The 11,754-nt window shown below is 44.7% G+C and carries 10 protein-coding genes; 4 read left to right on the top strand and 6 right to left on the bottom strand.

Annotation, left to right across the window (positions count from 1 at the left end; genetic code table 11):
- Window positions 1-34 precede the first annotated feature (34 nt).
- From KJ365_RS09395 to bamJ, 4 genes are all read right to left on the bottom strand, one after another.
- On the bottom strand, window positions 35-1,129 hold the full coding sequence (locus KJ365_RS09395; RefSeq protein ID WP_214451400.1) for a TRAP transporter substrate-binding protein: 1,095 nt from the start codon (window positions 1,127-1,129) through the stop codon (window positions 35-37).
- A 22-nt stretch (window positions 1,130-1,151) separates the two neighbouring features.
- Entirely contained in the window at window positions 1,152-2,519 is a 1,368-nt protein-coding gene (locus KJ365_RS09390) for a TRAP transporter large permease (protein WP_214451399.1), read from the bottom strand.
- On the bottom strand, window positions 2,519-3,040 hold the full coding sequence (locus KJ365_RS09385) for a TRAP transporter small permease subunit (protein WP_214451398.1): 522 nt from the start codon (window positions 3,038-3,040) through the stop codon (window positions 2,519-2,521). Before KJ365_RS09385 ends, KJ365_RS09390 begins: the two co-directional genes overlap by 1 nt.
- A gap of 136 nt (window positions 3,041-3,176) precedes the next feature.
- Window positions 3,177-3,800 (bottom strand): BamJ family beta-barrel-assembly machinery protein, encoded by a 624-nt coding sequence (bamJ, locus tag KJ365_RS09380; RefSeq protein ID WP_214451397.1) that lies wholly within the window; start codon window positions 3,798-3,800, stop codon window positions 3,177-3,179.
- Window positions 3,801-4,034: 234 nt separating this feature from the next.
- Between bamJ and ppc the strand changes: the two genes are divergently transcribed.
- A complete protein-coding gene (gene ppc / locus KJ365_RS09375; RefSeq protein WP_214451453.1) occupies window positions 4,035-6,710 on the top strand; it encodes a phosphoenolpyruvate carboxylase in 2,676 nt (891 codons plus the stop codon).
- A gap of 3 nt (window positions 6,711-6,713) precedes the next feature.
- Window positions 6,714-7,235 carry an RNA methyltransferase gene (locus KJ365_RS09370; RefSeq protein WP_214451396.1) on the top strand — a complete coding sequence of 174 codons (522 nt, stop codon included), beginning with the start codon at window positions 6,714-6,716 and terminating at the stop codon, window positions 7,233-7,235.
- A 61-nt stretch (window positions 7,236-7,296) separates the two neighbouring features.
- On the opposite strand, the gene mdh is transcribed toward KJ365_RS09370, so the two are convergent.
- The gene (gene mdh, locus KJ365_RS09365; RefSeq protein WP_214451395.1) at window positions 7,297-8,235 is read right to left on the bottom strand and encodes a malate dehydrogenase; all 939 of its coding nucleotides are present in this window, start codon (window positions 8,233-8,235) and stop codon (window positions 7,297-7,299) included.
- Between the two features lie 189 nt (window positions 8,236-8,424).
- Here mdh and argR point away from each other — a divergent pair, with 189 nt between their 5' ends.
- On the top strand, window positions 8,425-8,889 hold the full coding sequence (gene argR, locus KJ365_RS09360; protein ID WP_214451394.1) for a transcriptional regulator ArgR: 465 nt from the start codon (window positions 8,425-8,427) through the stop codon (window positions 8,887-8,889).
- 6 nt (window positions 8,890-8,895) lie between these two features.
- Here argR and rsmI read toward each other — a convergent pair whose 3' ends face one another.
- Complete coding sequence (gene rsmI, locus KJ365_RS09355; RefSeq protein WP_214451393.1) at window positions 8,896-9,741, bottom strand: 16S rRNA (cytidine(1402)-2'-O)-methyltransferase; 846 nt, start codon at window positions 9,739-9,741, stop codon at window positions 8,896-8,898.
- A gap of 108 nt (window positions 9,742-9,849) precedes the next feature.
- Here rsmI and KJ365_RS09350 point away from each other — a divergent pair, with 108 nt between their 5' ends.
- On the top strand, window positions 9,850-11,745 hold the full coding sequence (locus tag KJ365_RS09350; protein WP_214451392.1) for a penicillin-binding protein activator: 1,896 nt from the start codon (window positions 9,850-9,852) through the stop codon (window positions 11,743-11,745).
- The last annotated feature ends 9 nt before the right edge of the window (window positions 11,746-11,754 follow it).

Here is an 11,754-nt window from a genome sequence, read left to right as displayed (position 1 = left end):
AAGAACATATCAGTCCAGCTAAAAAAAATGGCGCTTAGCGATTGTTATAATAAGCTTGCTCTGACAACTTATGGTACTGCTTAACATTTTGATAAAACGCATCGTAAGACGCATAGATTTTATCAAACATGGGGTCATCGGCACGTTCTTGTGCAATCACTTCAGCAGTAGCCTGTTTCAGCGCTTGCATGACATCATCAGGTAATGGGCGCACATCAATGCCATGCTCATTAATCAGTTGTTGCAACGCGCTATGGTTTCTAGCAGTGTATTCATCCAGCATGTCTTGGTTCACCGCGCGGGTGGCCACTTCAATAATTTTCTGTAAATCAGGTGGTAGAGAAGCATAAGCTTCCTCATTAACGATAAACTCTAAGGTTGTACCCGGCTCATGCCATCCGCTGTGGTAGTAATAGTTTGCAGCTTTATGTAGCCCAAATGCTAAATCATTATAAGGTCCCACCCATTCTGTGGCATCAATTGCGCCACTTTGTAACGATGTAAACAACTCACCGCCGGTAAGCGTAATTGGCAAACCACCAACGCGTTTAAACACTTCACCACCAAGCCCAGGGATGCGCATCTTTAAACCCTGCAGGTCTTCTAACGAATTAATCTCTTTTTTAAACCATCCGGCCATCTGAACTCCCGAGCTTCCACCAGCAAATGGGATAACACCAAATGGAGCATACAATTCACGCCATAAGTCCATGCCCTCGCCGTAGTGAAGCCATGCATTCATTTCGGTAGCATTCATACCAAAGGGGATCGCTGAAAAAATCGGTGCCGCAGGAATAGAGCCCTTCCAATAATATGCGCCAGCGTGTCCCATTTCAGCACTGCCGTTGGCGACTGAGTTAAACACTTCAAACCCCGGCACCAGTTCGCCTGCCCCATATACAGTTACCGTTAAGCGACCACCAGACATTTCATTTACGTATGTCGCGAAAGTCTCCGGGCCTTTACCTAAACCAGGAAAGTTTTTGGGCCACGAGGTGACTAGCTTCCAATTATAAGTTTGTTGCGGTGCGCTGGCTGTATCTGAAGATGCAGGGGATTGGTTGCCGCCGCCGCATGCTTGCACAACAATTGCGGTAGAAAGGATGAGCAATAGTCTTAAGTATTTCATATGGGTTCCTTTATCGGGTCACTTATCCGTAAATCGTATGAGGTAGCCAAGTCACAATACTTGGCCAGATTGCCATTAATATTAACACTGAAATTTGAATTAATATAAAGGGAATGACGCCCTTATAAATGTGCTCCGTTTTCACTAGTTCACTTGCCACTCCGCGTAAATAAAACAGAGCAAATCCAAACGGAGGCGTTAAAAAGGAGGTTTGTAAATTAACCGCAATCATAATTCCTAGCCATATTGGGTCCACACCCATGATCAATAATATAGGCGCAACAATAGGAACCACAACAAAGGTTATTTCAATAAAATCTAGAATAAAGCCAAGCAAAAAGATAACAAACATCACCAGCAACATTGCGGTAAATACGCCGCCAGGTAAACTCGTGAAAAAGTCTGTAAGTAAACGCTCACCACCAAAGCCTCGGAACACGAGAGAGAAGATTGAAGCACCAATTAAAATCAAAAATATCATGCAGGTGACCTTTGTGGTCTCTCGCACAACGTAGTTGACGTTACTTTTAGACAATTGCCTCTTAATACCGGCCAATATTAAAGCACCTACAGCACCAACGCCTGCCGCCTCAGTTGGCGTCGCAAAACCGAACAAAATGGTGCCTAATACGGCAACGATAAGTAATAGCGGTGGTAACAAGGCCATCAGTAGCGTAGTGAGTGATGCGTGCTCATTTTTTTGACCATGCTCGGGTACTTGTGACGGAGAAAAGGCGCTCACCGCCCACATATATGCTAGGTAGCAAAGGACCAAAATAAGTCCTGGCACTAATGCACCTACAAACAAGTCGCCAACAGACACGCTATCGGGAGAGAATATACCCATATCTAATTGTGCTTTTTGATAAGCACTTGATAACACATCTCCTAACAACACCAGTGCGATGGAAGGCGGAATAATCTGGCCCAGCGTACCTGTCGCACAAATTGTGCCGGTCGCCAATGCAGGCGAGTATCCACGGTTGAGCATCGTCGGTAAAGATAATAAGCCCATTGTCACCACAGTAGCGCCAACGATGCCGGTACTGGCAGCCAAAAGCATGCCCACTAGGATGACTGATACGCCTAAACCCGACTTGAAGCGCCCTAGGACTGCCGACATTGCGACTAATAAATCTTCAGCAATCTTTGAACGCTCTAACACCACACCCATAAATACAAACAGCGGCACGGCAATTAATGTAGTGTTGCTTATAATACCAAACAATCTAGAAGGTGCAGTGAGCAAATAGTTTGCGTCAAATACGCCAAACGCAACACCTATACCAGCAAATATGAGCGACACCCCCGCCAACGTCAGCGCAACCGGGTAGCCAATTAACAGCGTCAAGCATACAGCGGCAAATAAAACGAGAGATAACCACTCCATCAGCGAGCCTCTTGCTTAGCTTGGGCGCCTGCCAGTTTCAATCCTTGGCATATGATGTCTGATATAGCTTGCAATACTAAAGAGATTGCGAACAACAGTAGAAAGGACTTAAGAATATATACAAAGGGCAGGCCACCTGGCTCACGACTCCCCTCCAACAATCGCCATGAGTCGAGCACGTAATCAAAACATATAATGCCAATATAGAGCGACACAGGTAACATAAATAAAAGGCTGCCAAATAGATTTACCCATGCCTTTTTACGCTCTGAAAACTGTCGATAAAACACATCCACTCGAACATGAGCATTGTGTTGATAGGTATATGCACTGCCCAGCAAAAATACAGCCGCGTGCAGATACATAACCGATTCCTGCATCGCAATCCAGCCTAAATTAAAACCGTATCTCAATACCACAATCGTGCAGGTTACCAACGCCATCAGAATAGTTGCGTAACTTACCGATATTCCTAATATCCGATTGATGTGATTAATTGTATTTGCAGTTTGCTGAAGCATTTACACACTTTTTTATATTTTTGTCACAGCATTGTGACACAACTTAACGTTAAGGCAAACGCTTGATTTCTTGCAAAAATGATAAAAAAAAGCTGCGGAACCAGTCCACAGCTTTTCATGTAATTTTCGCTATCAATTACGCAATGATATCGAGCAATTCAACATCAAAGATAAGCGTTGCATAAGGACCAATAGCTCCGCCAGCGCCTTGCTCTCCATACGCTAGCTCAGAAGGTACGTATAAACGCCATTTGTCACCTACATTCATCATTTGTAAGGCCTCTGTCCAGCCTTTGATTACACCACCTACCGGGAACTCGGCTGGTTGACCACGATCGTAACTGCTGTCAAATACAGTGCCATCTAATAAAGTACCGTGATAATGTGTGCGCACGGTCGAAGCTGCTGTGGGTGATTGGTCGCTATCACCTTTATTAATTACTTCATACTGAAGCCCAGAAGCCGTCACAGTGACTTCTTTACGAGCACTGTTTTCTTGTAAAAATTGCTTACCCGCTTCTACCGTTGCGGCAAATTTTTCTTGCTTGGCCGCTTGCATACGATTATGAATTTCGTTGAATGCGGCACGTAACTCTTCGCTGCCAACAGCTGATTCAGCGTGCTCGAAACCATCTTTAATTCCGCGAGCGACCATATCAAGCGACAGCCCATCAAACGGATTTGACGCTAACTGCTCACCCATTTGATAACCAATACCATAACTTGTTTGCTGCTCAACACCTGTAATTTTATCTGTCACTGCTCTACCCCAATAATTTAAAGGCGCTAAGGCTAACATAGCCTATATCGAAATAACACCTTCAGTGGGGGGTAAAACGTGAAAGTCAGTCTGAAAGTTTTACATCCACAGTACATAATAAATTATACGAATTTATTTAATTTGAGGCATAGACTTCGCACCTTCATATGGGTATGTTTGATAGCAAGATATTGCGCCTGGAACCTCTTTTTAATGACAAACACGACCAATACCATGACCGAGACGAACCTCTCGGATACTTCTGCAAATAGCGGACAAGACGCTAAAGATGTGCTTTCCGCGCAACTAAGAGAAACCATTAAATATCTTGGTGCAACACTCGGTGAAACGATTGAAGCAGAACTTGGAAGTGACTGGCTAGCGCTGATTGAACAAGTTAGGCATGATGGGCGACATTCATCTAAAGGTAATTCAGATAGTACCGCGCGCTTAGCACACACCATCGCTGAATTAGATAATCAGTCGCTACTCACTATTGGACGCGCGTTTGCACAATTTTTGAATCTGGCAAATATAGCTGAGCAAGAATTCAATACCGTTGCACAAAAAGACGAATCGCTCTCTATTTATCTAAATCAGTTAATCGAGAATGCAAAGAGCGCTGACGATGAGGTGTCACAAGCATCCATTCTGAAAGCCATCGAACAGTTGAATATCGACTTGGTATTGACCGCCCACCCAACTGAGGTTACCAGACGCACCCTAATCCACAAGCATCGCGCTTTAGCGGCTCAATTACAAAAATTACACAATGCAAATCTAACCGAAGTTGAAGAACGCAAAATTAGAGCGAGAATCGGCGATTTGATCGCCCAAGCATGGCATACAGAAGAAATTCGCTCTATTCGTCCTACGCCAGTGGATGAGGCTCGTTGGGGTTACTCAGTGATTGAAAGCTCACTTTGGGAGGCAATCCCCGACTTTTTAAGAGATTTAGACGACTTTTTACAAACCACATTCAAGACCGCTCTTCCTCTCGATGCCAAACCTGTGCAATTTAGTTCATGGATGGGTGGAGATCGAGATGGCAACCCCTTTGTCACCTCAAAAGTGACTGAGGAAGTGCTACTGCGCGCTAGGCGCCGCGCTGCCAAACTGTTTTTACAAGATTTAAACGAGCTCTATGTAGAATTGTCGATGAACGATTGCGATGATGCGCTTAGAGCAATCGTAGGGGATGTAAAAGAACCTTACCGAGAAATTTTACGCCCTCTTGTTCATAAAATGGAAATCACGCGTGATGGTCGCGCATCAGAAGACCAGTGGCTTCAAACAAATGAAGAGTTATTAAGACCGCTGACTTTGTGCTATCAGTCCCTTTTATCGTGCGGCATGCAAGTGATTGCTAACGGCGCACTGTTAGATACCATTCGCCGCGCCCATGCGTTTGGCATGCATTTACTTAAACTGGATATTAGACAAGACTCACAACGCCATGCAGATGTGTTTAGCGAACTTACGCGCTACCTTGGCTTAGGCGATTATAATCAGTGGTCGGAAGTCGACAAACAAGCCTTTTTATTACGCGAACTTGCGTCTCGCCGACCGCTTATGCCACCAAAATGGTCTCCTAGTGAAGAAGTGCAAGAAGTCTTAGACACCTGTAAGGTGATTGCTAAACATGGTAAAGCTGGGTTTGGAATTTATATTATCTCTATGGCTAGCGAACCCTCTGATGTGCTTGCCGTCCAATTGTTGTTGAAAGAATGCGGTGTTGACTGGCCCATGCCGGTAGCGCCATTGTTTGAAACCTTAGATGACTTAAATCACTCTCCTAAAGTAATGCATGACTTACTCAATATTGACTGGTATCGCGGTTATATCAACGGGCGTCAGTATGTCATGATTGGTTACTCAGATTCCGCAAAAGATGCGGGTTCGCTAGCGGCGGGTTGGTCGCAGTATAGCTCCCAAGAGGCACTTGTTGACTTGGCGAAAGAACAAGGTGTTCAACTTACACTCTTTCACGGCAGAGGGGGTACGATTGGCCGAGGCGGTTTACCTGCCAAAGCGGCAATACACTCGCAACCACCTGGCTCACTCACGGGAGGCTTCAGAGTAACCGAACAAGGTGAAACGATTCGCTACAAATTTGGGATGCCACAACTAGCTAAACGCAGCTTATCTATATACGCATCGGCCGTTGTAGAGGCGATTGTGTCGCCACCTCCTGCACCAGAGCCTCGTTGGCGAGAGCTGATATCGCAAATGGCAGAGCAAGGCTGCGAAAATTATCGTAAGACCGTACGCTATGATAAAGAGTTTGTCCCCTATTTTAGAGTCGCAACACCCGAGCAAGAATTGGGTAAACTGCCCTTGGGAAGCAGGCCTGCAAAACGTAAACCCAGTGGAGGAATAGAGAGCCTACGGGCCATCCCATGGATATTTGCATGGGCTCAAACACGACTTGTGTTGCCCTCTTGGTTAGGGGTAATGCGCGCAGTTCAGACTGTTAATACCCAAGAAAACCAGCAAGACGTGCAAAACATGATTGAACAATGGCCGTTTTTTGCTTCGCGTTTATCCATGTTAGACATGGTCTTTAAAAAGGCCGACCCGTCTATCAGTGAGGCTTATGATAAAAGGCTAGTACCCGCAGAGTTAGTTCACTTCGGCGAAGCGCTGCGTGAGGAGCTCAAAGAGAGTATGCAGTCACTTTTGCAGATCACGGGGCATGAACACATGATGGAGGATGATCCCCTGGGCCGAAACTCTATGAATATTAGAGCCGGTTACTTGCAGCCCCTGCACTACCTGCAAATTGAATTGCTCGATAGAATTCGTAAAGCCGAGGCCTCTGAATTTAGTGATGACGATGTCGCCACTTTAGAGCGAGCAATGATGGTGGCAATCACTGGGATTGCCGTGGGTATTCGTAATACAGGGTAAGTAATGACTTCACATTCATCTGGGCCAGCACTGAATCATGGACGGATCAGCATTGGTTTGGTTAACCCCAAATCCGCTAGTAATGTTGCCGTTATTTTGCGAGCAGCGGGATGCTATGGCGTATCATCAGTATTTTATACGGGTAAGCGCTATAGTTTTGCAAAAGGATTTCAAGAAGATACGAAAGGCATGCGCCACAAAATACCCACGATTGCAGTGGAAGATTTGATGGCAATGAAACCACAAGGGGCCACAACCATTGCAATAGAACTTGCTGAAAATGCTAGTCCATTACCTGAATTTGAACACCCAGAAAATGCTTATTATATTTTTGGGCCTGAGGATGGCTCGGTGCCATCAGATGTGCTTGAACAATGTGACCAAACCATCTACATCCCGACCTTCACCAGCATGAACTTAGCAGCAACTGCTAATGTCGTGCTTTATGATCGCTTAGCAAAACGTGAATACCCTCATTCTAATGCGTTTATTCGCCAGAGCCGAGACAAAAACAATAACCTATGACGCTATAAACAAAAAGCCACTTAACGATCAATCAAGTGGCTTTTGCAGTTTCTTGTGCTGATTATCCGTTAACGAATTCGACACCTAACTTAATGTCGCCGCGCAGACCTTCTAGCATTTCGTTTTTCGCATTTTCTTCAAACGCACTTAATGTACCGTAAGGTAAGATTTCTTCTACGCCATTTTTACCTAAACGCACTGGGTGAGCGAAAAATGCCGCATCGTCAGAACCATCTACTTGTACATAAGTGTATTCGGTTACTGACTCACCTTGTAATGCTTTTACAAGAGATAGACAGAAACGCGCCGCAGCTTGTCCCATAGATAAGGTTGCTGACCCGCCACCCGCTTTTGCTTCAACGACTTCAGTACCAGCATTTTGAATTCGCTTAGTTAAACTCGCGATTTCATCATCCGTAAAGCTTACACCCTCAACTTGTGAAAGCAAAGGCAGGATGGTGGTACCAGAGTGACCACCGATAACAGGTACATGCACATCTGATGTGCTCTTACCTTTAAGCTCAGCGACGAAGGTTTCAGAACGAATAACATCTAGCGTAGTTACACCAAATAGTTTGTTCTTATCATATACACCTTTGGCTTTTAGCGTTTCTGCGGCAATAGCAACCGTAGTATTCACGGGGTTGGTAATCACGCCAATGCAGGCATTTGGACAATTGTCAGCACATGCTTCGATAAGGTTTTTTACGATACCGGCGTTAATATTAAACAAGTCTGAACGATCCATGCCTGGCTTTCTTGGTACGCCCGCTGGAATCAATACAACATCGCATCCGCTAAGGGCATCTGCCAAAGCGTCTTTTCCAAAACCTTTCACCGCAACATCGGTGGGTATATGGCTCAAATCCACAGCTACACCAGGTACCACCGGTGCAACATCATATAAGGATAATTCAGAACCCGCTGGTAACTGGGTTTTTAGTAATAGTGACAATGCTTGACCAATACCACCGGCAGCGCCTAATACGGCTACTTTCATGTTCAATCTCCTAATCTGAAGGCGTTAAATTCGAGCGTGAGAATAATCTAAATAAAATGATATCTCAATGACACATTGGTCTGATGCAGGCAAATTGTGCATAAAGTTATTTTTACGGTCAGATAAATTGATAAAGCCAAGCGCATACTGCACAATAACGCCTAAATTTGGCAGTGTGATACATCAGTTATGAGCTCAAACAAACAAGACGCGCTTGTTAAGGCATTTAAAGAAATCATCAATACAGAGAGTTACGGCTCCCAAGGTGAGATAGTCAGCGCATTGAAAGCCCGTAACTTTGACAATATAAGTCAATCAAAAGTGTCTCGTATGCTCAGTAAGTTTGGTGCCGTTCGTACGCGAGATGCTCGTGGGGATATGGTCTACTGCCTTCCGCCAGAACTAGGTATGCCAACTGCAAAGAGTCCTCTCAAGCAGCTTGTATTAGATATTGTACACAATAATGTTATGGTAATTATTCGCACAAGCCCAGGTGCTGCGCAGTTGATTGCACGCTTGCTTGACTCACTAAGCCATACAGACGGCGTATTAGGCACCATTGCCGGGGATGATACCATTTTCATTGCGCCTGCTGACATTACCAAGATAGAAGAATTACGTCAGCGTGTTCAAGACCTATTTGATAGTGTTTAGCACCCGTTAACCGTCGTTTTTGGCCTGTAAGCTATATTCATAAAGCTGCTTTTTGTTTAAGTCATAATGCTCAGCAACTACACCCGCTGCTTTTTTAGGCGGCATAATTGGCAAAAGTTGATTGAGTAAGGCAGCCGCTCTTTCAGGTATCCCCTCCTCAACCTGATTTGGGCAATGCAGCATCAGCACAAACTCACCTTTTTGATGGCTAGCATCAGCGTCTAAATAAGCAAGTAAGTCTGCTATGTCACCGCTCACATAAGTCTCATAGGACTTACTTAATTCCTTTGCCAATACATAACGGGTATGGCTTGGTAGCTCTTGCTGACATGCTCTTAACGTATCGGTGACTCGTCGCGGCGATTCATAAAAAATACTCGTCACACAAGAGTTTGCGGCACTTAAAAGCTTAGCGGCTTTAGCTTGTTGCTTCACCGGTAAAAAACCAAAGAATGTAAAGGTATCAGTAGGCAAACCCGAGGCGCTCAAAGCGGTGGTCAAGGCACATGGCCCGGGTAAGGCTGATACGGTAATGTTTTGGGACCTGCATAAGTTGACTAAGGTATAACCTGGGTCGCTAATTAAGGGCGTACCGGCATCAGAAATAAGCGCAATCGACTGACCGCTGAGCAACCTTTCGATTAAAAGCGTGGAACGCTGAGCCTCATTATGGGAATGCAAACTAATGGTACGCGTACTAATTTGATAGTGCTGTAACAAACGAGCAGAATGGCGTGTGTCTTCGGCGGCGATTAAATCGACCTCTGCCAATGTAGTTAAGGCCCTAGCGCTGATATCAGAAAGATTTCCAATAGGCGTGGGAACAATATACAGGCAACCTGCGTCTGACATATAATGACTCTACTCGATAGAAAAATGCCATTCTACCCTAGCTTTAAGGTAGAATCTGCGAAAGGTATTAGAATTTTACGTTCACCTAATCGACAAGTAAGGAATGTTGTGAGAATAACCCGTTCATTATTGCTGATTGCAGGCGCTGTGTTTGTGTTTGGCTGTGCAACCGCTCCTCAAAAAGAGCGCACAGATATTATTAGCCAACCTACTGCACCGGCGGTAGCCGACGAGCTAGAGCAAGACAGCATTGATGCCATCATTGAGCAGTATGAATCTACAAACGACCTTTTGTCACTTGAGAGCAAATTATTAAACCTCGCTGAACAATACCAAATGCAAGAAGACTGTCTTTCCGTGAACATCATCGAACAGACAGCCACCCAGATTTTTGTAACCGAAGCCTCACGCACACTGCTCAAAATTGTCACCCATGAGTGTGCACTCATGCACAGACTCTCATTAATCGGGAACGACGCTGACAGTCATAGCAATAAAGTCAATCCGCCTAAAATGGAAATGACAACCAGAGCAGAACTGCCCTTGGCTTGGCAAGCACGCATGAACATTGTTAATGCTTACCAATTAGCAGACACACAAAACTACAATGATGCGTTAAGCACCTTAATGTCACAGGATGCATACGTCAGTCCTTTAGATAAATTTAAGCGTCAACATGTTTTTGACTGGCTAGGGCAACTCAATCGCTCACAAAGGTACACGCTTTCTGCACGCTTTACACAGCTAAAAGAATACGTTGCTCTGCTCGATATTATCGAAAGTGACACCTCTAACGAAGTTGAAAAGCAGCAGCAAATGCTTGGATTTGTACAAAATGTATCGAATGAAGCCTTCTTAACTGATTTACCATCACACATACAACAATACTTAACATTAGATATTAGTACTCAACAAAACATTGCGGTATTACTTCCACTAACAGGGCGTCTAGAGAGTCAGGGACAAGCAATAAAGCAAGGGATCCTCGCGGGTTATTACGACCGTGTTTCGAACAGAAGTTATGATGCAACACAACACACACCCTTAATTACATTTATTGATACAGGCTCTGAGTCGCAACTTGCTGAAACAATCAACAGCGAAAGCTTAGGTGAATTTAACGTGATCATCGGCCCGTTGTTAAAGTCACATTTAGATCCAGTGGACAGCTTGGCACCCCCTCAATCTTTGCGTATCTTTCTCAATGATGTAGACCGTCCTTTGCAATTACAAAGAAATGATATTAGTAGACAATACTTTTCGCTATCGCCTGAACAAGAGGCTATTGCACTGGTGGCGAAAATGAGAGATCAGAGCATTAGAAACCCTGTGTTGATATATGATAACAGTAGCATCACTACCCGCATGGCGAACGCCTTTCTTTCTCAGTGGGATGCAACAAAACGTGATGTAAATACTCCCTCGCCTAGCGCGGTTCGTTATTCTGATAATACCTCAATGCGCACGGGCATAAGGTCTGCGCTGGACGTTTTACAAAGTGAGAGACGTATCACCCAACTGTCTAACCTGATTGACGAAGAGGTCCATAGCGTCACGCGTAATCGCCGTGATGTGGATGCATTTGTCGTGTTCGCAAGACCTAACGAAGTCGAACTGATTAACCCCATTATCGAAAGTAGCATGAGCCTGTTTACTGCGGAGCAACTGCCTGTTTTTGCCACATCATATAGCTATAACCATAAGCAGAACCGCAATACACTGCGTGATTTACGGAATTTGGTATTTGTCGATATGCCTTTCTTACTGCCAGAGGGACGACGCTCACCGATAGCAAATCAGGCTGATGAGCTTTTTAATGAACCTTCAAGTACGTTTCTGCGTCTATTCTCGTTTGGTTATGATGCCATGCAATTGAGTAATCACGCACTAACGATGCGTTTATTTGAACAAATTACATCTCAGGGGCTAAGTGGTAAATTGTCAATTAATCGTTTTGGCGTGGTGCAAAGAGAGCTAGACGCTTTGAGCATTCAGAGTCAGTAAGTTATCGTC

This window comes from Glaciecola sp. XM2, from assembly GCF_018595715.1.
Lineage (GTDB): Bacteria > Pseudomonadota > Gammaproteobacteria > Enterobacterales > Alteromonadaceae > Glaciecola.
Note: the sequence above shows the minus strand (reverse complement) of the source record. Positions and strands in the feature narration are given on the sequence as shown.

What these genes read in the sequence shown, in the direction of transcription:
- mdh (WP_214451395.1), bottom strand. Translation starts at nt 8,235, where the DNA reads ATGAAAGTAGCCGTATTAGGCGCTGCCGGTGGTATTGGTCAAGCATTG.
- ppc (WP_214451453.1), top strand. Translation starts at nt 4,035, where the DNA reads ATGACCGAGACGAACCTCTCGGATACTTCTGCAAATAGCGGACAAGAC.
- KJ365_RS09395 (WP_214451400.1), bottom strand. Translation starts at nt 1,129, where the DNA reads ATGAAATACTTAAGACTATTGCTCATCCTTTCTACCGCAATTGTTGTG.
- KJ365_RS09390 (WP_214451399.1), bottom strand. Translation starts at nt 2,519, where the DNA reads ATGGAGTGGTTATCTCTCGTTTTATTTGCCGCTGTATGCTTGACGCTG.
- argR (WP_214451394.1), top strand. Translation starts at nt 8,425, where the DNA reads ATGAGCTCAAACAAACAAGACGCGCTTGTTAAGGCATTTAAAGAAATC.
- rsmI (WP_214451393.1), bottom strand. Translation starts at nt 9,741, where the DNA reads ATGTCAGACGCAGGTTGCCTGTATATTGTTCCCACGCCTATTGGAAAT.
- KJ365_RS09370 (WP_214451396.1), top strand. Translation starts at nt 6,714, where the DNA reads ATGACTTCACATTCATCTGGGCCAGCACTGAATCATGGACGGATCAGC.
- KJ365_RS09385 (WP_214451398.1), bottom strand. Translation starts at nt 3,040, where the DNA reads ATGCTTCAGCAAACTGCAAATACAATTAATCACATCAATCGGATATTA.